The following is an 18,333-nucleotide window of genomic DNA, read 5'->3' as shown; positions in this document are numbered from 1 at the left end:
CCGTGCTCTCTCCAAAGGGGAGAGCACTATAGTAAGGAATATAGCCGTGTCTAAAGAAAAATTTGAACGTACAAAACCGCACGTTAACGTCGGCACCATCGGCCACGTTGACCACGGTAAAACTACCCTGACCGCTGCAATCACCACCGTACTGGCTAAAACCTACGGCGGTGCTGCTCGTGCTTTCGACCAGATCGATAACGCTCCGGAAGAAAAAGCTCGTGGTATCACCATCAACACTTCCCACGTTGAATATGACACCCCGACCCGTCACTACGCACACGTAGACTGCCCGGGGCACGCCGACTATGTTAAAAACATGATCACTGGTGCTGCTCAGATGGATGGCGCGATCCTGGTTGTTGCTGCGACTGACGGCCCGATGCCGCAGACTCGTGAGCACATCCTGCTGGGTCGTCAGGTAGGCGTTCCGTACATCATCGTGTTCCTGAACAAATGCGACATGGTTGATGACGAAGAGCTGCTGGAACTGGTAGAAATGGAAGTTCGTGAACTTCTGTCTCAGTACGATTTCCCGGGCGACGACACTCCGATCGTTCGTGGTTCTGCTCTGAAAGCGCTGGAAGGCGAAGCAGAGTGGGAAGCGAAAATCATCGAACTGGCTGGCTTCCTGGATTCTTACATCCCAGAACCAGAGCGTGCGATTGACAAGCCGTTCCTGCTGCCGATCGAAGACGTATTCTCCATCTCCGGTCGTGGTACCGTTGTTACCGGTCGTGTAGAGCGCGGTATCATCAAAGTTGGCGAAGAAGTTGAAATCGTTGGTATCAAAGAGACTGCTAAGTCTACCTGTACTGGCGTTGAAATGTTCCGCAAACTGCTGGACGAAGGCCGTGCTGGTGAGAACGTTGGTGTTCTGCTGCGTGGTATCAAACGTGAAGAAATCGAACGTGGTCAGGTACTGGCTAAGCCGGGTTCTATCAAGCCGCACACCAAGTTCGAATCTGAAGTGTACATCCTGTCCAAAGACGAAGGCGGCCGTCATACTCCGTTCTTCAAAGGCTACCGTCCGCAGTTCTACTTCCGTACTACTGACGTGACTGGTACCATCGAACTGCCGGAAGGCGTAGAGATGGTAATGCCGGGCGACAACATCAAAATGGTTGTTACCCTGATCCACCCGATCGCGATGGACGACGGTCTGCGTTTCGCAATCCGTGAAGGCGGCCGTACCGTTGGCGCGGGCGTTGTTGCTAAAGTAATGAGCTAATTATTCATTAATTAGCTTTGAGCTTAAAAAGGGCGCTTCGGCGCCCTTTTTGCTTTTTATGGTTTTATTGCGCCTGTATTGCGCACGATTTGTTCGTGTATTTCCTCGTTGTTTTTCGTTCCGGTATTGTAATCATAATTATTCTCACTTACACTTTGTTCAGAAATTGAACGGGAGTGGGTATGTACGTTTGTTTGTGTAATGGCGTCAGCGATAAAAAAATTCGCCAGGCAGTACGCCAGTTTCATCCGCAGTCTTTCCAGCAATTGAGAAAATGTATTCCTATTGGAAATCAATGTGGTAAGTGTGTTCGTGCAGCCCGAGAGGTGATGGAAGACGAATTAATGCAAATGCCAGAGTTCAAAGAGATTGCCTGAAGCCGGATTTCTTTTTTGACATCCCTGTAGGCCGTTCTACGCTTCAATAAGTGGAAGCGGAGGGTCTATATAATGAAAGGTGATGTTAAGATTATAAATTATCTCAATAAATTATTGGGAAATGAGCTTGTCGCAATCAATCAATACTTTCTCCATGCGAGAATGTTCAAAAACTGGGGCCTGATGCGCCTCAACGATATTGAATATCACGAATCCATCGATGAAATGAAACACGCTGATAAGTACATCGAGCGTATTTTGTTTCTTGAAGGGATCCCCAATCTTCAGGATCTTGGCAAGCTGCATATCGGCGAAGATGTCGAAGAAATGCTGCAATCTGACTTAAAACTAGAACTGGACGGCGCAAAAGATCTGCGTGAAGCCATTGCCTACGCCGATAGCGTCCATGACTACGTGAGCCGCGATATGTTGATCGAGATACTCACCGAAGAAGAGCACCATATTGACTGGCTGGAGACAGAGCTGGATCTGATTGGCAAAATTGGCCTACAGAATTACCTGCAGTCACAAATTAAAGTTGAAGATTAATCGCCGCCAGGCCGGCGATAATAAAACCCGCAGCCCCCAGAAATGGACCGAACGGCAGCGGGTTTTTTATTGTCTGTGCTGACCGTCTCCAGATGGCCTGACTCAGGATGTAAGTGCCGGCCATTGCGCAGGCTGTAACAAGCAGTACCGGTAATGATTGCCACCCGTGCCACGCCCCCAGGGCCGCAAGATATTTTACATCCCCGTACCCTAAGCCCTCACACCTGCGTATTGCTCTGTATCCCCAGTAAAACATGCTCATAATGCCGTAGCCGGCAAACACCCCCCAAAGCGCATCGCTGAGAGCCGCCGGATGCAGACTGAGCTGGAATAGCACCCCAGTCCACAGTAAAGGGCAGGTCAGGCGGTTTGGCAGCAGACCGGTATGGGCGTCATGCCAGCACAGGGCGCCGCTGAGCAGCGTATAAAGAATAAAGAAGGGTAGATCGAAAAGTGTCATCATTATAAGTCCGGTATGGAAAAGTGGATGCAGTGTGCAAAGGGAGGGGGGAGGTTGGCAAAAGGGAATCTCTTTGACTGCGAGGCGTCATCCGGACAAAGAGGCGAGCTTGCAGGTTTGCACATCGTTTTGCGTAGCGCGCTGCAGGATATGGTGATTAATTTATAAACACGGCTTGCTTCACATGGGTATTTGTGTATAATGCGCGGGCTTGTCTAATATTGACAGGCGGTTCAATCTGAACCAGGTACTGCGTAAGCGATACCAGACAATGTTCCCAATTGGGGAACTCTGTAAGAACGGTTACACTCTCCCATCAATCGTAATGGGTTTGAGGAGTAACTATTTCGTCTATAAAATAATTGGAGCTCTGGTCTCATGCAGAACCAAAGAATCCGTATCCGCCTGAAAGCGTTTGATCATCGTCTGATCGATCAATCAACCGCGGAAATCGTCGAGACTGCTAAGCGCACTGGTGCGCAAGTCCGTGGTCCGATCCCGCTGCCGACCCGCAAAGAGCGTTTCACCGTTCTGATCTCTCCGCACGTTAACAAAGACGCGCGTGATCAGTACGAGATCCGTACTCACAAGCGTCTGGTTGACATCGTTGAGCCAACTGAAAAAACCGTTGATGCTCTGATGCGTCTGGACCTGGCTGCCGGTGTAGACGTGCAGATCAGCCTGGGTTAATCAGGTCATCGAGCGATTGAGAGGTTGATACAATGATTGGTTTAGTCGGTAAAAAAGTGGGTATGACCCGCATCTTCACTGAAGATGGCGTATCTATCCCAGTAACCGTTATCGAAGTTGAAGCAAACCGCGTTACTCAGATCAAAGATCTGGCTAACGATGGCTATCGCGCTGTTCAGGTTACCACTGGTGCTAAAAAAGCTAACCGTGTAACTAAGCCGGAAGCTGGCCACTTTGCTAAAGCTGGCGTAGAAGCTGGCCGCGGCCTGTGGGAATTCCGTCTGGCTGATGGTGAAGAATACACCGTAGGTCAGAGCATCAGCGTTGAACTGTTTGCTGACGTTAAAAAAGTTGACGTAACCGGTACCTCTAAAGGTAAAGGTTTCGCTGGTACCGTTAAGCGCTGGAACTTCCGTACCCAGGACGCTACTCACGGTAACTCCTTGTCTCACCGCGTTCCGGGTTCTATCGGTCAGAACCAGACTCCGGGCAAAGTGTTCAAAGGCAAGAAAATGGCAGGTCAGCTGGGCAACGAACGCGTTACTGTTCAGAGCCTGGACGTAGTACGTGTTGACGCTGAGCGCAACCTGCTGCTGGTTAAAGGTGGTGTTCCGGGTGCGACCGGTTGCGACCTGATCGTTAAACCAGCTGTGAAGGCGTAAGGGGATAGCAATGGAATTAGTATTGAAAGACGCGCAGAGCGCGCTGACTGTTTCCGAAACTACCTTCGGTCGTGATTTCAACGAAGCGCTGGTTCACCAGGTTGTTGTTGCTTATGCAGCTGGTGCTCGTCAGGGTACTCGTGCTCAGAAGACTCGTGCTGAAGTAACTGGTTCAGGCAAAAAGCCGTGGCGCCAGAAAGGTACCGGCCGTGCGCGTTCAGGTTCTATCAAGAGCCCGATCTGGCGTTCCGGTGGCGTGACCTTCGCTGCTCGCCCGCAGGACCACAGTCAAAAAGTTAACAAGAAGATGTACCGCGGCGCGCTTAAAAGCATTCTGTCCGAACTGGTACGTCAGGATCGTCTGATCGTTGTCGAGAAGTTCTCTGTAGAAGCGCCTAAAACTAAGCTGCTGGCACAGAAACTGAAAGACATGGCTCTGGAAGATGTGCTGATCATCACCGGTGAGCTGGACGAAAACCTGTTCCTGGCTGCGCGCAACCTGCACAAGGTTGACGTACGCGATGCAACTGGTATCGACCCGGTTAGCCTGATCGCCTTCGACAAAGTCGTAATGACTGCTGATGCTGTTAAGCAAGTTGAGGAGATGCTGGCATGATTCGTGAAGAACGTCTGCTGAAGGTGCTGCGCGCACCGCACGTTTCTGAAAAAGCGTCTACTGCGATGGAAAAAACTAACACCATCGTTCTCAAAGTTGCTAAAGACGCGACCAAAGCAGAAATCAAAGCTGCTGTGCAGAAACTGTTTGAAGTCGAAGTCGAAGTCGTTAACACCCTGGTAGTTAAAGGGAAAGTTAAACGTCACGGACAGCGTATCGGTCGTCGTAGCGACTGGAAAAAAGCTTACGTCACCCTGAAGGAAGGCCAGAATCTGGACTTCGTCGGCGGCGCTGAGTAAGTCGGAGGAGTAATACAATGGCAGTTGTTAAATGTAAACCGACATCTCCGGGTCGTCGCCACGTAGTTAAAGTGGTTAACCCTGAGCTGCACAAGGGCAAACCTTTTGCTCCGCTGCTGGAAAAAAACAGCAAATCCGGTGGTCGTAACAACAATGGCCGTATCACCACTCGTCACATTGGTGGTGGTCACAAGCAGGCTTACCGTATTGTTGACTTCAAACGCAACAAAGATGGTATCCCGGCAGTTGTTGAGCGTCTTGAGTACGATCCGAACCGTTCCGCGAACATCGCGCTGGTTCTGTACAAAGACGGCGAGCGCCGTTACATCCTGGCCCCTAAAGGCCTGAAAGCTGGCGACCAGATTCAATCTGGCGTTGATGCTGCAATCAAAGCAGGTAACACCCTGCCGATGCGCAATATCCCGGTTGGTTCTACCGTTCATAACGTAGAAATGAAACCAGGTAAAGGCGGTCAGCTGGCACGTTCCGCTGGTACTTACGTTCAGATCGTTGCTCGTGATGGTGCTTATGTCACCCTGCGTCTGCGTTCTGGTGAAATGCGTAAAGTCGAAGCAGACTGCCGCGCTACTCTGGGCGAAGTTGGCAATGCTGAGCATATGCTGCGCGTTCTGGGTAAAGCAGGTGCTGCACGCTGGCGTGGTGTTCGTCCTACCGTTCGCGGTACTGCGATGAACCCAGTCGACCACCCACATGGTGGTGGTGAAGGTCGTAACTTTGGTAAGCACCCGGTAACTCCGTGGGGCGTTCAGACCAAAGGTAAGAAGACCCGCAGCAACAAGCGTACTGATAAATTCATCGTACGTCGCCGTAGCAAATAATTTTAGAGGATAAGCCATGCCACGTTCTCTCAAGAAAGGTCCTTTTATTGACCTGCACTTGCTGAAGAAGGTAGAGAAAGCGGTGGAAAGCGGAGACAAGAAGCCCCTGCGCACTTGGTCCCGTCGTTCAACGATCTTTCCTAACATGATCGGTTTGACCATCGCTGTCCATAATGGTCGTCAGCACGTTCCAGTTTTTGTTACCGACGAAATGGTTGGTCACAAACTGGGTGAATTCGCACCGACTCGTACTTATCGCGGCCACGCTGCTGATAAAAAAGCGAAGAAGAAATAAGGTAGGAGGAAGAGATGGAAACTTTAGCTCAACATCGCCATGCTCGTTCTTCTGCTCAGAAGGTTCGCCTTGTTGCTGACCTGATTCGCGGTAAGAAAGTGTCGCAGGCACTGGAAATTCTGACCTACACCAATAAGAAAGCGGCTGTACTGGTTAAGAAAGTTCTGGAATCTGCCATTGCTAACGCTGAACACAACGATGGCGCTGACATCGACGATCTGAAAGTTACGAAAATTTTCGTAGACGAAGGCCCGAGCATGAAGCGCATTATGCCGCGTGCGAAAGGTCGTGCAGATCGCATCCTGAAGCGCACCAGCCACATCACTGTGGTTGTGTCCGATCGCTGAGACTCTGGAGACTAGCAATGGGTCAGAAAGTACATCCTAATGGTATTCGCCTGGGTATTGTAAAACCATGGAACTCAACCTGGTTTGCGAACACCAAAGAATTCGCTGACAACCTGGACAGCGACTTTAAAGTACGTCAGTACCTGACTAAGGAACTGGCTAAAGCGTCCGTATCTCGTATCGTTATCGAGCGTCCGGCTAAGAGCATCCGTGTGACCATTCACACCGCTCGCCCGGGTATCGTGATCGGTAAGAAAGGTGAAGACGTAGAAAAACTGCGCAAAGTCGTAGCTGATATTGCTGGCGTACCTGCCCAGATCAATATCGCCGAAGTGCGTAAGCCTGAACTGGACGCAAAATTGGTTGCTGACAGCATCACTTCTCAGCTGGAACGTCGCGTTATGTTCCGTCGTGCTATGAAGCGTGCTGTACAGAACGCAATGCGTCTGGGCGCTAAAGGTATCAAAGTTGAAGTTAGCGGCCGTCTGGGCGGCGCGGAAATCGCACGTACCGAATGGTACCGTGAAGGTCGCGTACCGCTGCACACTCTGCGTGCTGACATCGACTACAACACCTCTGAAGCGCACACCACTTATGGTGTAATCGGCGTTAAGGTATGGATCTTCAAAGGTGAGATCCTGGGTGGTATGGCTGCTGTTGAACAACCGGAACCGGCTGCTCAACCTAAAAAGCAGCAGCGTAAAGGCCGTAAATAAGGAGCGTCGCTGATGTTACAACCAAAGCGTACAAAATTCCGTAAAGTGCACAAAGGCCGTAACCGCGGTCTGGCTGCTGGCGCGGATGTTAGCTTCGGCAGCTTCGGCCTGAAAGCTGTTGGCCGTGGTCGTCTGACTGCCCGTCAGATCGAAGCAGCACGTCGTGCAATGACCCGTGCAGTTAAGCGTCAAGGTAAGATCTGGATCCGTGTATTCCCGGACAAACCGATCACCGAAAAACCGCTGGCAGTGCGTATGGGTAAAGGTAAAGGTAACGTGGAGTATTGGGTTGCCTTGATCCAGCCGGGTAAAGTCCTGTATGAAATGGACGGTGTCCCGGAAGAGCTGGCCCGTGAAGCATTCGGCCTCGCTGCAGCGAAACTGCCGATCAAAACCACCTTTGTAACTAAGACGGTGATGTAATGAAAGCAAAAGAGCTGCGTGAAAAAAGCGTTGAAGAGCTGAACGCTGAGCTGCTGAACCTGCTGCGTGAGCAGTTCAACCTGCGCATGCAGGCTGCAAGTGGCCAGCTGCAACAGACTCACCTGCTGAAGCAGGTTCGTCGTGATGTTGCACGCGTTAAGACTTTACTGACTCAGAAGGCGGGTGCGTAATGACCGATAAAATCCGTACTCTGCAAGGTCGCGTAGTTAGCGCAAAAATGGAGAAATCCATTGTTGTTGCTATCGAACGTATGGTGAAACACCCGGTATACGGCAAATTCATCAAACGTACGACCAAACTGCACGTACATGACGAGAACAACGAATGCGGCATGGGCGACGTGGTTGAAATCCGCGAATGCCGTCCGCTGTCCAAGACTAAATCCTGGACGCTGGTTCGCGTTGTAGAGAAAGCGGTTCTGTAATACAGTACTCGTTCTCGATACGAATAAACGGCTCAGCGATGAGCCGTTTATTTTTTCTACCCTTATCGTTGAAGCGGTGTTATAATGCCGCGCCCTCGATATGGGGCTTTTTAACGACCTGAATTCGGGTCTCAGTAGTAGTTGACATTAGCGGAGCACTAAAATGATCCAAGAACAGACTATGCTGAACGTCGCCGACAACTCCGGTGCACGTCGCGTAATGTGTATCAAGGTTCTGGGTGGCTCGCACCGTCGCTACGCAGGCGTAGGCGACATCATCAAGATCACCATCAAGGAAGCAATTCCGCGTGGTAAGGTCAAAAAAGGTGATGTGCTGAAGGCGGTAGTGGTGCGCACCAAGAAGGGTGTTCGTCGCCCGGACGGTTCTGTCATTCGCTTCGATGGTAATGCATGCGTTATTTTAAACAATAACAGCGAGCAGCCTATCGGTACGCGTATTTTTGGGCCGGTAACTCGTGAACTTCGTAACGAGAAGTTCATGAAAATTATCTCTCTGGCACCAGAAGTACTCTAAGGAGCGAATCATGGCAGCTAAAATCCGTCGTGATGACGAAGTTATCGTGTTAACCGGTAAAGATAAAGGTAAGCGCGGTAAAGTTAAGAATGTCCTGTCTTCCGGCAAGGTCATCGTTGAAGGTATCAACCTGGTTAAGAAACACCAGAAGCCGGTTCCGGCTCTGAACCAACCAGGCGGCATTGTAGAGAAAGAAGCAGCTATTCAGATCTCTAACATTGCACTTTTCAACGCGGCTACCGGCAAGGCTGACCGTGTAGGCTTTAGATTCGAAGACGGCAAAAAAGTCCGTTTCTTCAAGTCTAACAGCGAAACTATCAAGTAATTTGGAGTAGTACGATGGCGAAACTGCATGATTACTACAAAGACGAAGTAGTCGCTAAACTCATGTCTGAGTTTAACTACAATTCTGTCATGCAAGTCCCTCGGGTCGAGAAGATCACCCTGAACATGGGTGTTGGTGAAGCGATCGCTGACAAGAAACTGCTGGATAACGCAGCAGCTGACCTGACAGCAATCTCCGGTCAAAAACCGCTGATCACCAAAGCACGCAAATCAGTTGCAGGCTTCAAAATCCGTCAGGGCTATCCGATCGGCTGTAAAGTAACTCTGCGTGGCGAACGCATGTGGGAGTTCTTTGAGCGCCTGATCACTATTGCTGTTCCACGTATCCGTGACTTCCGTGGCTTGTCCGCTAAGTCTTTCGACGGTCGTGGTAACTACAGCATGGGTGTCCGTGAGCAGATCATCTTCCCAGAGATCGACTACGATAAAGTCGACCGCGTGCGTGGTTTGGATATTACCATTACCACTACTGCGAAATCTGATGAAGAAGGCCGTGCTCTGCTGGCTGCCTTTGACTTCCCGTTCCGCAAGTAAGGTAGGGTTACTGAATGGCTAAGCAATCAATGAAAGCACGCGAAGTAAAGCGCGTAGCTTTAGCTGATAAGTACTTCGCAAAACGCGCTGAACTGAAAGCTATTATCTCTGATGTGAACGCGACCGACGAAGATCGTTGGAACGCAGTTCTCAAGCTGCAGTCTCTGCCGCGTGATTCCAGCCCGTCTCGTCAGCGTAAACGCTGCCGTCAAACAGGTCGTCCGCATGGCTATGTGGGCAAGTTCGGGTTGAGCCGTATTAAGCTTCGTGAAGCCGCTATGCGCGGTGAAGTACCGGGCTTGAAAAAGGCTAGCTGGTAATTACCAATTGAATCACGGGAGTAAAGACAGATGAGCATGCAAGATCCGATCGCGGATATGCTGACCCGTATCCGTAACGGTCAGGCCGCGAATAAAGCTGCGGTCACCATGCCTTCCTCCAAGCTGAAAGTGGCAATTGCCAACGTGCTGAAGGAAGAAGGTTTTATTGAAGATTTTAAAGTTGAAGGCGACACCAAGCCGGAACTGGAACTGACTCTTAAGTATTTCCAGGGTAAAGCTGTTGTAGAAAGCATTCAGCGTGTTAGTCGCCCAGGTCTGCGCATTTATAAGCGTAAAGACGAGCTGCCGAAGGTTATGGCTGGCATGGGTATCGCGGTTGTTTCTACCTCTAAAGGTGTTATGACTGATCGTGCAGCGCGCCAGGCTGGTCTTGGTGGCGAAATTATCTGCTACGTAGCCTAATCGGAGGAAAAAATGTCTCGTGTTGCTAAAGCACCGGTCGTTGTTCCTGCCGGCGTTGATGTAAAAATCAACGGTCAGGTTATTACGATCAAAGGTAAAAACGGCGAGCTGACTCGTACTCTCAACGATGCTGTTGACGTTAAACATGCAGATAATGCTCTGACTTTCGGTCCGCGTGATGGTTACGTAGACGGTTGGGCTCAGGCTGGTACCGCGCGTGCCCTGCTGAACGCAATGGTTATCGGTGTTACCGAAGGCTTCACTAAGAAGTTACAGCTGGTTGGTGTAGGTTATCGTGCAGCGGTCAAAGGGAACGTGGTAAACCTGTCTTTAGGTTTCTCTCACCCGGTTGAGCATCAGCTGCCGGCAGGTATTACTGCTGAATGTCCGACTCAAACTGAAATCGTGCTGAAAGGCGCTGATAAGCAGGTGATCGGCCAGGTAGCAGCGGATCTGCGCGCCTACCGTCGTCCTGAGCCTTACAAGGGCAAGGGTGTTCGTTACGCCGACGAAGTCGTGCGTACCAAAGAGGCTAAGAAGAAGTAAGGTAACACTATGGATAAGAAATCTGCTCGTATCCGTCGTGCGACCCGCGCACGCCGCAAGCTCCAGGAGCTGGGTGCAACTCGCCTGGTGGTACATCGTACCCCGCGTCACATTTACGCACAGGTCATTGCACCGAACGGTTCCGAAGTTCTGGTAGCTGCTTCTACTGTAGAAAAAGCTATCGCTGAACAACTGAAGTACACCGGTAACAAAGACGCTGCAGCAGCTGTGGGTAAAGCTGTCGCTGAACGCGCTCTGGAAAAAGGCATCAAAGATGTGTCCTTTGACCGTTCCGGGTTCCAATATCATGGTCGTGTCCAGGCACTGGCAGATGCTGCCCGTGAAGCTGGCCTTCAGTTCTAAGGTAGAGGTGTAAGATGGCTCACATCGAAAAACAAGCTGGCGAACTGCAGGAAAAGCTGATCGCGGTAAACCGCGTATCTAAAACCGTTAAAGGTGGTCGTATTTTCTCCTTCACAGCTCTGACTGTAGTAGGCGATGGTAACGGTCGCGTTGGTTTTGGTTACGGTAAAGCGCGTGAAGTTCCAGCAGCGATCCAGAAAGCGATGGAAAAAGCCCGTCGCAATATGATTAACGTCGCGCTGAATACTGGCACCCTGCAGCACCCGGTTAAGGGTACTCACACGGGTTCTCGTGTATTCATGCAGCCGGCTTCCGAAGGTACCGGTATCATCGCCGGTGGTGCAATGCGCGCCGTTCTGGAAGTCGCTGGGGTTCGTAACGTTCTGGCTAAAGCGTATGGTTCCACCAACCCGATTAACGTGGTTCGTGCAACTATCGATGGTCTGGAAAATATGAAATCTCCGGAAATGGTCGCTGCCAAGCGTGGTAAATCCGTTGAAGAAATTCTGGGGAAATAAACCATGGCAAAGACTATTAAAATTACTCAAACCCGCAGTGCAATCGGTCGTCTGCCGAAACACAAGGCAACGCTGCTTGGCCTGGGTCTGCGTCGTATTGGTCACACCGTAGAGCGCGAGGATACTCCTGCTGTTCGTGGTATGGTCAACGCGGTTTACTTCATGGTTAAAGTTGAGGAGTAAGAGATGCGTTTAAATACTCTGTCTCCGGCCGAAGGCTCTAAAAAGGCGGGTCGCCGTCTGGGTCGTGGTATCGGTTCTGGCCTCGGTAAAACCGGCGGTCGTGGTCACAAAGGTCAGAAGTCTCGTTCTGGCGGTGGCGTACGTCGTGGTTTCGAGGGTGGTCAGATGCCTCTGTACCGTCGTCTGCCGAAATTCGGCTTCACTTCTCGCAAAGCAGCGATCACAGCGGAAATCCGTCTGTCTGACCTGGCGAAAGTGGAAGGCGGTATTGTTGACCTGAGCACGCTGAAAGCAGCTAACATTATCGGTGTCCAGATCGAGTTCGCGAAAGTGATCCTGGCTGGCGAAGTTTCTACTCCGGTAACTGTTCGTGGCCTGCGTGTTACTAAAGGCGCTCGTGCTGCTATCGAAGCTGCTGGCGGTAAAATCGAGGAATAAGTAGCAGATGGCTAAACAACCGGGATTAGATTTTCAAAGTGCCAAAGGTGGCTTAGGCGAGCTGAAACGCAGACTGCTGTTTGTAATCGGTGCGCTTATTGTGTTCCGTATTGGCTCTTTTATTCCGATCCCTGGTATTGATGCCGCTGTACTTGCCAAACTGCTTGAGCAACAGCGAGGCACCATCATTGAAATGTTCAACATGTTCTCTGGTGGTGCTCTCAGCCGTGCTTCTATCTTTGCTCTGGGGATCATGCCGTATATTTCGGCGTCGATCATTATCCAGCTGCTGACGGTGGTTCATCCAACGCTGGCAGAAATTAAGAAAGAAGGGGAGTCTGGTCGTCGTAAGATCAGCCAGTACACCCGCTACGGTACTCTGGTGCTGGCGATATTCCAGTCGATCGGTATTGCTACCGGTCTGCCGAATATGCCTGGTATGCAGGGCCTGGTAATCAATCCAGGCTTTGCATTCTATTTCACCGCTGTTGTAAGTCTGGTTACAGGAACAATGTTCCTGATGTGGCTCGGCGAACAGATCACTGAACGTGGTATCGGTAACGGTATTTCGATCATCATCTTCGCTGGTATCGTTGCGGGACTCCCGCCAGCCATTGCCCATACTATCGAGCAAGCGCGTCAAGGCGACCTGCACTTCCTCCTGTTGCTGTTGGTTGCAGTATTAGTGTTTGCAGTGACGTTCTTTGTTGTATTTGTTGAACGTGGTCAACGCCGCATTGTGGTAAACTACGCGAAACGTCAGCAAGGTCGTCGTGTCTATGCTGCACAGAGCACACATTTACCGCTGAAAGTGAATATGGCGGGGGTAATCCCGGCAATCTTCGCTTCCAGTATTATTCTGTTCCCTGCGACCATCGCGTCATGGTTCGGGGGCGGTACCGGTTGGAACTGGCTGACAACAATTTCGCTGTATTTGCAGCCTGGGCAACCGCTTTATGTGTTACTCTATGCGTCTGCAATCATCTTCTTCTGTTTCTTCTACACGGCGTTGGTCTTCAACCCGCGTGAAACAGCAGATAACCTGAAGAAGTCCGGTGCATTTGTACCAGGAATTCGTCCGGGAGAGCAAACGGCGAAGTATATCGATAAAGTAATGACTCGCCTGACACTCGTTGGTGCACTGTATATTACTTTTATCTGCCTGATCCCGGAGTTCATGCGTGATGCAATGAAAGTGCCGTTCTACTTCGGTGGGACATCGCTACTGATCGTTGTTGTCGTGATTATGGACTTTATGGCTCAAGTGCAAACTCTGATGATGTCAAGTCAGTACGAGTCTGCATTGAAGAAGGCGAACCTGAAAGGCTACGGCCGCTAAATGGTCGTCTGAGAAGTTACGGAGAGTAAAAATGAAAGTTCGTGCTTCCGTCAAGAAATTATGCCGTAACTGCAAAATCGTTAAGCGTGATGGTGTCATCCGTGTGATTTGCAGTGCCGAGCCGAAGCATAAACAGCGCCAAGGCTGATTTTTTCGCATATTTTTCTTGCAAAGTTGGGTTGAGCTGGCTAGATTAGCCAGCCAATCTTTTGTATGTCTGTACGTTTCCATTTGAGTATCCTGAAAACGGGCTTTTCAGCATGGTGCGTACATATTAAATAGTAGGAGTGCATAGTGGCCCGTATAGCAGGCATTAACATTCCTGATCAGAAACATGCTGTGATCGCGTTAACCTCGATCTACGGCGTCGGCAAGACCCGTTCTAAAGCCATCCTGGCTGCTGCGGGTATCGCTGAAAATGTTAAGATCAGTGAGCTGTCTGAAGGACAAATCGACACGCTGCGTGACGAAGTTGCCAAATTTGTCGTTGAAGGTGATCTGCGCCGTGAAATTAGCATGAGCATCAAGCGCCTGATGGATCTTGGTTGCTATCGCGGTTTGCGTCATCGTCGTGGTCTGCCAGTGCGCGGTCAGCGTACTAAGACCAACGCACGTACCCGTAAGGGTCCGCGCAAACCGATCAAGAAATAATCGGGGTGATTGAATAATGGCAAAGGCACCAATTCGTGCACGTAAACGTGTAAGAAAGCAAGTCTCTGACGGCGTGGCTCATATCCATGCTTCTTTCAACAACACCATCGTTACCATTACTGATCGTCAGGGTAACGCGCTGGGTTGGGCAACAGCCGGTGGTTCCGGTTTCCGTGGTTCGCGTAAATCCACTCCGTTTGCAGCTCAGGTTGCAGCAGAGCGTTGCGCTGACGCCGTTAAAGAATACGGCATCAAGAATCTGGAAGTTATGGTTAAAGGTCCGGGTCCAGGCCGCGAATCTACTATTCGTGCTCTGAACGCCGCTGGTTTCCGCATCACTAACATTACTGATGTGACTCCGATCCCTCATAACGGTTGTCGTCCGCCGAAGAAACGTCGCGTATAACGCTTCGTTTTCCAGGTTTGTTGGAGAAAGAAAATGGCAAGATATTTGGGTCCTAAGCTCAAGCTGAGCCGTCGTGAGGGCACCGACTTATTCCTTAAGTCTGGCGTTCGCGCGATCGATACCAAGTGTAAAATTGAACAAGCTCCTGGCCAGCACGGTGCGCGTAAACCGCGTCTGTCTGACTATGGTGTGCAGTTGCGTGAAAAGCAGAAAGTTCGTCGTATCTACGGCGTGCTGGAGCGTCAGTTCCGTAACTATTACAAAGAAGCAGCACGTCTGAAAGGCAACACCGGTGAAAACCTGTTGGCTCTGCTGGAAGGTCGTCTGGACAACGTAGTATACCGTATGGGCTTTGGCGCCACTCGTGCTGAAGCACGCCAGCTGGTTAGCCATAAAGCAATCATGGTAAACGGTCGTGTTGTTAACATCGCTTCTTATCAGGTTAAAGCGAATGACGTTGTTAGCATCCGTGAGAAAGCGAAAAAGCAATCTCGCGTTAAAGCCGCTCTGGAGCTGGCTGAACAGCGTGAAAAGCCAACCTGGCTGGAAGTTGATGCTGGCAAGATGGAAGGCACGTTCAAGCGTCAGCCTGAGCGTTCTGATCTGTCTGCGGACATTAACGAACACCTGATCGTCGAGCTTTACTCCAAGTAAAGCTTAGTACCAAAGAGAGGACACAATGCAGGGTTCTGTGACAGAGTTTCTAAAACCGCGCCTGGTAGATATCGAGCAAGTGAGTTCGACGCACGCCAAGGTGACCCTTGAGCCTTTAGAGCGTGGCTTTGGCCATACTCTGGGTAACGCACTGCGCCGTATTCTGCTCTCATCGATGCCGGGTTGCGCGGTGACCGAGGTTGAGATTGATGGTGTACTTCATGAGTACAGCACCAAAGAAGGCGTTCAGGAAGATATCCTTGAAATCCTGCTCAACCTGAAAGGGCTGGCGGTGAGAGTTCAGGGTAAAGATGAAGTTATTCTTACCTTGAATAAATCTGGCATTGGCCCTGTGACCGCAGCCGATATCACCCATGACGGGGATGTCGAAATCGTCAAGCCGCAGCACGTGATCTGCCACCTGACCGATGAGAACGCAGCTATCAGCATGCGTATCAAAGTTCAGCGCGGTCGCGGTTATGTGCCGGCTTCTGCCCGAATTCATTCGGAAGAAGATGAGCGCCCGATCGGCCGTCTGTTGGTCGACGCCTGCTACAGCCCTGTAGAGCGTATTGCCTACAATGTTGAAGCAGCGCGTGTAGAACAGCGTACCGACTTGGACAAGCTGGTCATCGAAATGGAAACCAATGGCACAATCGATCCTGAAGAGGCGATTCGTCGTGCGGCAACCATCCTGGCAGAACAACTGGAAGCTTTCGTTGACTTACGTGATGTACGTCAGCCGGAAGTGAAAGAAGAGAAACCAGAATTCGATCCGATCCTGCTGCGCCCTGTTGACGATCTGGAATTGACTGTCCGCTCTGCTAACTGCCTCAAGGCAGAAGCTATCCACTATATCGGTGATCTGGTACAGCGTACCGAGGTTGAGTTGCTGAAAACGCCGAACCTGGGTAAAAAATCTCTTACTGAGATTAAAGACGTGCTGGCCTCACGTGGTCTGTCTCTGGGCATGCGCCTGGAAAACTGGCCGCCGGCAAGCATTGCTGACGAGTAACCGGATCACAGGTTAAGGTTTTACTGAGAAGGATAAGGTCATGCGCCATCGTAAGAGTGGTCGTCAACTGAACCGCAACAGCAGCCATCGCCAGGCTATGTTCCGCAACATGGCAGGTTCTCTGGTTCGTCATGAAATCATCAAGACGACCCTGCCTAAAGCGAAAGAACTGCGTCGCGTAGTTGAGCCGCTGATTACTCTTGCCAAGACTGATAGCGTTGCTAATCGTCGTCTGGCATTCGCCCGTACTCGTGATAACGAGATCGTGGCAAAACTGTTTAACGAGCTGGGCCCGCGTTTCGCGAGCCGTACCGGTGGTTACACTCGCATTCTGAAGTGTGGCTTCCGTGCAGGCGACAACGCGCCGATGGCATACATCGAGCTGGTTGATCGTGCTGAGCCGAAAGCAGAAGCAGCTGCAGAGTAATTTGCAGTAAAGTAAAAAAACCCGCCTCGGCGGGTTTTTTTATATCCCCTCTCCCCCCATCCTATCTACAATAGCCGTATTCTTTCTGTTCAACTCAGCGGAGTGTTGTCATGTGGTTACTGGACCAGTGGGCTGAGCGTCATATTACCGATGCACAGCGTCGAGGTGAGTTTGACAATCTTCCGGGACAGGGTGAGCCACTGGTGCTTGATGATGACTCTGCTGTTCCTGAAGAGTTACGCTCTGGTTACCGGCTCTTAAAGAACGCTGGATGCCTGCCGCCAGAGCTTGAACAACGTAAAGAGGCGATAGCGCTGGCGGATATCCTGAAAGGTATTCGGCGTGAGGATGTTCGCTACCAGGAACTAAGTCGTCGATTAACGCTGTTAGAGCTCAAACTCCAACAGGCCGGTATCAATACGGACTTTCTGCGCGGCGATTATGCTGAAAAGCTGATGCAAAAAATCAATGAGGAGTAGCGATGTACCGGATTGGTGAACTGTCTAAACTGGCTGGCGTCACCCCTGACACCGTCCGTTATTATGAAAAGCAGCAGATGATGAGTCACGACGTGCGTACCGAAGGCGGCTTTCGTCTGTACACGGCGGACGATCTTCAGCGCCTGAAGTTTATTCGCTACGCACGTCAGCTTGGTTTTACCCTTGAGTCGATCCGCGAACTGCTTTCGATCCGTGTCGATCCGGAGCACCATACCTGTCAGGAATCAAAAAGCATCGTCCAGGCAAGACTCAGTGAAGTCGAGTCGCGCATCGAAGAACTTCAGTCGATGCAGCGCGCATTAAAGCAGCTCAATGATGCCTGCTGCGGTACGGCGCATAGCAGTGAGTTTTGCTCGATACTTGGGATCCTCGAGCAGGGGGCTGGCGCATCGTAAAATCGCTGTTGAAGTTTTACACAATGAGATCTACACTCGCCGCGTTTAATTAACCCAATCAGGAGATTGTTATGAGCCGCTATCAGCATACGAAGGGGCAGATCAAAGATAATGCCATTGAGGCGCTGTTGCATGACCCGCTGTTTCGCCAGCGTGTTGAGAAAAATAAGAAAGGGAAAGGTAGCTATTTGCGGAAGGAAAAACACGGTAAACAATATGGTCGGGAGGCCAGTGGCAAACAAGCGATGCGCTTTTTTACCACTGGCTTTCTGCTTTCTGTAGCCTGATTAAGAACGGTTGTTTTGTTCTTTCAGCAGATCACGAATTTCGGATAGCAGCACTTCTTCTTTTGTTGGCGCCGGCGCGGCCGCGGGTTCTTCTTTCTTACGATTGAGTTTATTCATCAGCTTAATCGCCATAAAGATAGCGAAGGCAACAATGATAAAATCAAACACATTCTGAATGAAGACGCCGTAATGCATCACGACCGCAGGGATATCACCCTGCGCATCACGTAGCGTGACGGCAAACTGTTTGAAATCAATCCCACCAATTAATAGCCCCAACGGTGGCATGATAATGTCCGCCACTAAAGACGACACGATCTTACCAAACGCCGCACCAATAATGACACCCACTGCCAAATCGACAACATTTCCTCGCATCGCGAATTCGCGAAACTCTTTAATAATGCTCATTTTATTCTCCCTTGTGCTAGCTGACGTTTATAAGTTTAACAAATGTTTATTTAATTTCCATTAGTGATAATAAATATGAAGGTATTAATTAACC

At 50.5% G+C, this 18,333-nt stretch carries 36 protein-coding genes and 1 pseudogene; 34 read left to right on the top strand and 3 right to left on the bottom strand.

Features of this window, described 5'->3' with window-relative positions:
* The first annotated feature begins 46 nt into the window (after positions 1 to 46).
* Positions 47 to 1,231 (top strand): elongation factor Tu, encoded by a 1,185-nt coding sequence (gene tuf / locus NNN71_RS01820; protein ID WP_003031109.1) that lies wholly within the window; start codon positions 47 to 49, stop codon positions 1,229 to 1,231.
* A 56-nt stretch (positions 1,232 to 1,287) separates the two neighbouring features.
* On the opposite strand, the gene NNN71_RS01815 is transcribed toward tuf, so the two are convergent.
* Positions 1,288 to 1,479 (bottom strand): hypothetical protein, encoded by a 192-nt coding sequence (locus NNN71_RS01815; protein ID WP_271457755.1) that lies wholly within the window; start codon positions 1,477 to 1,479, stop codon positions 1,288 to 1,290.
* Here NNN71_RS01815 and bfd point away from each other — a divergent pair.
* Both bfd and bfr read left to right on the top strand, forming a co-directional pair.
* Positions 1,414 to 1,608 carry a bacterioferritin-associated ferredoxin gene (bfd, locus tag NNN71_RS01810; protein WP_035894970.1) on the top strand — a complete coding sequence of 65 codons (195 nt, stop codon included), beginning with the start codon at positions 1,414 to 1,416 and terminating at the stop codon, positions 1,606 to 1,608. The genes NNN71_RS01815 and bfd overlap by 66 nt on opposite strands.
* A gap of 72 nt (positions 1,609 to 1,680) precedes the next feature.
* Positions 1,681 to 2,157 carry a bacterioferritin gene (gene bfr, locus NNN71_RS01805; protein WP_163446635.1) on the top strand — a complete coding sequence of 159 codons (477 nt, stop codon included), beginning with the start codon at positions 1,681 to 1,683 and terminating at the stop codon, positions 2,155 to 2,157.
* On the opposite strand, the gene NNN71_RS01800 is transcribed toward bfr, so the two are convergent.
* A complete protein-coding gene (locus tag NNN71_RS01800; protein ID WP_167574925.1) occupies positions 2,141 to 2,620 on the bottom strand; it encodes a prepilin peptidase in 480 nt (159 codons plus the stop codon). The two genes, bfr and NNN71_RS01800, sit on opposite strands and share 17 nt — an antisense overlap.
* Before the next feature lie 375 nt (positions 2,621 to 2,995).
* On the opposite strand from NNN71_RS01800, the gene rpsJ reads away from it, so the two are divergent.
* The 31 genes and pseudogenes from rpsJ (at position 2,996) to NNN71_RS01645 (ending at position 17,935) form a co-directional block, all read left to right on the top strand.
* On the top strand, positions 2,996 to 3,307 hold the full coding sequence (gene rpsJ, locus NNN71_RS01795) for a 30S ribosomal protein S10 (protein WP_001181005.1): 312 nt from the start codon (positions 2,996 to 2,998) through the stop codon (positions 3,305 to 3,307).
* A gap of 32 nt (positions 3,308 to 3,339) precedes the next feature.
* Complete coding sequence (rplC, locus tag NNN71_RS01790) at positions 3,340 to 3,969, top strand: 50S ribosomal protein L3 (RefSeq protein WP_064541630.1); 630 nt, start codon at positions 3,340 to 3,342, stop codon at positions 3,967 to 3,969.
* A 10-nt stretch (positions 3,970 to 3,979) separates the two neighbouring features.
* The gene (rplD, locus tag NNN71_RS01785) at positions 3,980 to 4,585 is read left to right on the top strand and encodes a 50S ribosomal protein L4 (RefSeq protein ID WP_000424395.1); all 606 of its coding nucleotides are present in this window, start codon (positions 3,980 to 3,982) and stop codon (positions 4,583 to 4,585) included.
* Entirely contained in the window at positions 4,582 to 4,884 is a 303-nt protein-coding gene (gene rplW, locus NNN71_RS01780) for a 50S ribosomal protein L23 (RefSeq protein ID WP_000617546.1), read from the top strand. The genes rplD and rplW overlap by 4 nt, the downstream gene beginning before the upstream one ends.
* Before the next feature lie 17 nt (positions 4,885 to 4,901).
* Complete coding sequence (rplB, locus tag NNN71_RS01775; RefSeq protein WP_000301859.1) at positions 4,902 to 5,723, top strand: 50S ribosomal protein L2; 822 nt, start codon at positions 4,902 to 4,904, stop codon at positions 5,721 to 5,723.
* A gap of 16 nt (positions 5,724 to 5,739) precedes the next feature.
* Positions 5,740 to 6,018, top strand: a complete 279-nt coding sequence (gene rpsS / locus NNN71_RS01770; protein WP_001138117.1) for a 30S ribosomal protein S19 — start codon at positions 5,740 to 5,742, stop codon at positions 6,016 to 6,018.
* A gap of 14 nt (positions 6,019 to 6,032) precedes the next feature.
* Positions 6,033 to 6,365 carry a 50S ribosomal protein L22 gene (rplV, locus tag NNN71_RS01765; protein ID WP_035894978.1) on the top strand — a complete coding sequence of 111 codons (333 nt, stop codon included), beginning with the start codon at positions 6,033 to 6,035 and terminating at the stop codon, positions 6,363 to 6,365.
* A 17-nt stretch (positions 6,366 to 6,382) separates the two neighbouring features.
* Positions 6,383 to 7,081 (top strand): 30S ribosomal protein S3, encoded by a 699-nt coding sequence (gene rpsC, locus NNN71_RS01760; protein ID WP_006817277.1) that lies wholly within the window; start codon positions 6,383 to 6,385, stop codon positions 7,079 to 7,081.
* Positions 7,082 to 7,093: 12 nt separating this feature from the next.
* On the top strand, positions 7,094 to 7,504 hold the full coding sequence (rplP, locus tag NNN71_RS01755) for a 50S ribosomal protein L16 (protein ID WP_064541633.1): 411 nt from the start codon (positions 7,094 to 7,096) through the stop codon (positions 7,502 to 7,504).
* Positions 7,504 to 7,695, top strand: coding sequence for a 50S ribosomal protein L29 (rpmC, locus tag NNN71_RS01750; protein ID WP_002919754.1), 192 nt, complete (start codon positions 7,504 to 7,506; stop codon positions 7,693 to 7,695). Before rplP ends, rpmC begins: the two co-directional genes overlap by 1 nt.
* Positions 7,695 to 7,949 (top strand): 30S ribosomal protein S17, encoded by a 255-nt coding sequence (rpsQ, locus tag NNN71_RS01745; RefSeq protein WP_035894980.1) that lies wholly within the window; start codon positions 7,695 to 7,697, stop codon positions 7,947 to 7,949. Before rpmC ends, rpsQ begins: the two co-directional genes overlap by 1 nt.
* Before the next feature lie 163 nt (positions 7,950 to 8,112).
* The gene (rplN, locus tag NNN71_RS01740; protein ID WP_000613954.1) at positions 8,113 to 8,484 is read left to right on the top strand and encodes a 50S ribosomal protein L14; all 372 of its coding nucleotides are present in this window, start codon (positions 8,113 to 8,115) and stop codon (positions 8,482 to 8,484) included.
* 10 nt (positions 8,485 to 8,494) lie between these two features.
* Entirely contained in the window at positions 8,495 to 8,809 is a 315-nt protein-coding gene (gene rplX / locus NNN71_RS01735) for a 50S ribosomal protein L24 (protein WP_035894981.1), read from the top strand.
* 14 nt (positions 8,810 to 8,823) lie between these two features.
* The gene (gene rplE / locus NNN71_RS01730; protein WP_064541635.1) at positions 8,824 to 9,363 is read left to right on the top strand and encodes a 50S ribosomal protein L5; all 540 of its coding nucleotides are present in this window, start codon (positions 8,824 to 8,826) and stop codon (positions 9,361 to 9,363) included.
* A 14-nt stretch (positions 9,364 to 9,377) separates the two neighbouring features.
* Positions 9,378 to 9,683 (top strand): 30S ribosomal protein S14, encoded by a 306-nt coding sequence (rpsN, locus tag NNN71_RS01725; protein WP_064541637.1) that lies wholly within the window; start codon positions 9,378 to 9,380, stop codon positions 9,681 to 9,683.
* Between the two features lie 30 nt (positions 9,684 to 9,713).
* Positions 9,714 to 10,106, top strand: a complete 393-nt coding sequence (gene rpsH, locus NNN71_RS01720; protein WP_003031127.1) for a 30S ribosomal protein S8 — start codon at positions 9,714 to 9,716, stop codon at positions 10,104 to 10,106.
* A gap of 12 nt (positions 10,107 to 10,118) precedes the next feature.
* Positions 10,119 to 10,652 (top strand): 50S ribosomal protein L6, encoded by a 534-nt coding sequence (gene rplF, locus NNN71_RS01715; protein ID WP_064541640.1) that lies wholly within the window; start codon positions 10,119 to 10,121, stop codon positions 10,650 to 10,652.
* A 9-nt stretch (positions 10,653 to 10,661) separates the two neighbouring features.
* Complete coding sequence (gene rplR, locus NNN71_RS01710; RefSeq protein WP_000358960.1) at positions 10,662 to 11,015, top strand: 50S ribosomal protein L18; 354 nt, start codon at positions 10,662 to 10,664, stop codon at positions 11,013 to 11,015.
* A gap of 14 nt (positions 11,016 to 11,029) precedes the next feature.
* A complete protein-coding gene (rpsE, locus tag NNN71_RS01705) occupies positions 11,030 to 11,533 on the top strand; it encodes a 30S ribosomal protein S5 (protein WP_015962744.1) in 504 nt (167 codons plus the stop codon).
* Between the two features lie 3 nt (positions 11,534 to 11,536).
* Complete coding sequence (rpmD, locus tag NNN71_RS01700; RefSeq protein WP_003863301.1) at positions 11,537 to 11,716, top strand: 50S ribosomal protein L30; 180 nt, start codon at positions 11,537 to 11,539, stop codon at positions 11,714 to 11,716.
* Positions 11,717 to 11,719: 3 nt separating this feature from the next.
* Positions 11,720 to 12,154, top strand: coding sequence for a 50S ribosomal protein L15 (gene rplO / locus NNN71_RS01695; protein ID WP_065358279.1), 435 nt, complete (start codon positions 11,720 to 11,722; stop codon positions 12,152 to 12,154).
* A gap of 7 nt (positions 12,155 to 12,161) precedes the next feature.
* A complete protein-coding gene (secY, locus tag NNN71_RS01690) occupies positions 12,162 to 13,493 on the top strand; it encodes a preprotein translocase subunit SecY (protein ID WP_015962746.1) in 1,332 nt (443 codons plus the stop codon).
* A 31-nt stretch (positions 13,494 to 13,524) separates the two neighbouring features.
* The gene (gene rpmJ / locus NNN71_RS01685; protein ID WP_000868187.1) at positions 13,525 to 13,641 is read left to right on the top strand and encodes a 50S ribosomal protein L36; all 117 of its coding nucleotides are present in this window, start codon (positions 13,525 to 13,527) and stop codon (positions 13,639 to 13,641) included.
* A 146-nt stretch (positions 13,642 to 13,787) separates the two neighbouring features.
* On the top strand, positions 13,788 to 14,144 hold the full coding sequence (rpsM, locus tag NNN71_RS01680; RefSeq protein ID WP_013364454.1) for a 30S ribosomal protein S13: 357 nt from the start codon (positions 13,788 to 13,790) through the stop codon (positions 14,142 to 14,144).
* Positions 14,145 to 14,160: 16 nt separating this feature from the next.
* The gene (rpsK, locus tag NNN71_RS01675) at positions 14,161 to 14,550 is read left to right on the top strand and encodes a 30S ribosomal protein S11 (protein ID WP_001029684.1); all 390 of its coding nucleotides are present in this window, start codon (positions 14,161 to 14,163) and stop codon (positions 14,548 to 14,550) included.
* 33 nt (positions 14,551 to 14,583) lie between these two features.
* Positions 14,584 to 15,204 (top strand): 30S ribosomal protein S4, encoded by a 621-nt coding sequence (gene rpsD / locus NNN71_RS01670; protein WP_038158499.1) that lies wholly within the window; start codon positions 14,584 to 14,586, stop codon positions 15,202 to 15,204.
* 25 nt (positions 15,205 to 15,229) lie between these two features.
* Complete coding sequence (locus NNN71_RS01665; protein ID WP_002919219.1) at positions 15,230 to 16,219, top strand: DNA-directed RNA polymerase subunit alpha; 990 nt, start codon at positions 15,230 to 15,232, stop codon at positions 16,217 to 16,219.
* A gap of 40 nt (positions 16,220 to 16,259) precedes the next feature.
* The gene (rplQ, locus tag NNN71_RS01660) at positions 16,260 to 16,646 is read left to right on the top strand and encodes a 50S ribosomal protein L17 (RefSeq protein WP_064541646.1); all 387 of its coding nucleotides are present in this window, start codon (positions 16,260 to 16,262) and stop codon (positions 16,644 to 16,646) included.
* A gap of 110 nt (positions 16,647 to 16,756) precedes the next feature.
* Positions 16,757 to 17,125 carry a DUF1992 domain-containing protein gene (locus NNN71_RS01655; protein ID WP_167574926.1) on the top strand — a complete coding sequence of 123 codons (369 nt, stop codon included), beginning with the start codon at positions 16,757 to 16,759 and terminating at the stop codon, positions 17,123 to 17,125.
* A 2-nt stretch (positions 17,126 to 17,127) separates the two neighbouring features.
* Positions 17,128 to 17,541 carry a Zn(2+)-responsive transcriptional regulator gene (gene zntR / locus NNN71_RS01650; protein ID WP_064541652.1) on the top strand — a complete coding sequence of 138 codons (414 nt, stop codon included), beginning with the start codon at positions 17,128 to 17,130 and terminating at the stop codon, positions 17,539 to 17,541.
* Between the two features lie 71 nt (positions 17,542 to 17,612).
* Positions 17,613 to 17,935, top strand: a pseudogene (locus tag NNN71_RS01645) (alternative ribosome-rescue factor A).
* Here NNN71_RS01645 and mscL read toward each other — a convergent pair.
* The gene (gene mscL / locus NNN71_RS01640; RefSeq protein ID WP_064541658.1) at positions 17,829 to 18,239 is read right to left on the bottom strand and encodes a large-conductance mechanosensitive channel protein MscL; all 411 of its coding nucleotides are present in this window, start codon (positions 18,237 to 18,239) and stop codon (positions 17,829 to 17,831) included. The pseudogene NNN71_RS01645 and the gene mscL sit on opposite strands and share 107 nt — an antisense overlap.
* Positions 18,240 to 18,333: the final 94 nt, after the last annotated feature.

The sequence above is a fragment of the Kluyvera sp. Awk 3 genome, assembly GCF_028069715.1.
GTDB classification, from domain to species: Bacteria; Pseudomonadota; Gammaproteobacteria; order Enterobacterales; family Enterobacteriaceae; genus Kluyvera; species Kluyvera georgiana_A.
This window is presented reverse-complemented; position numbering and strand designations above follow the sequence as displayed.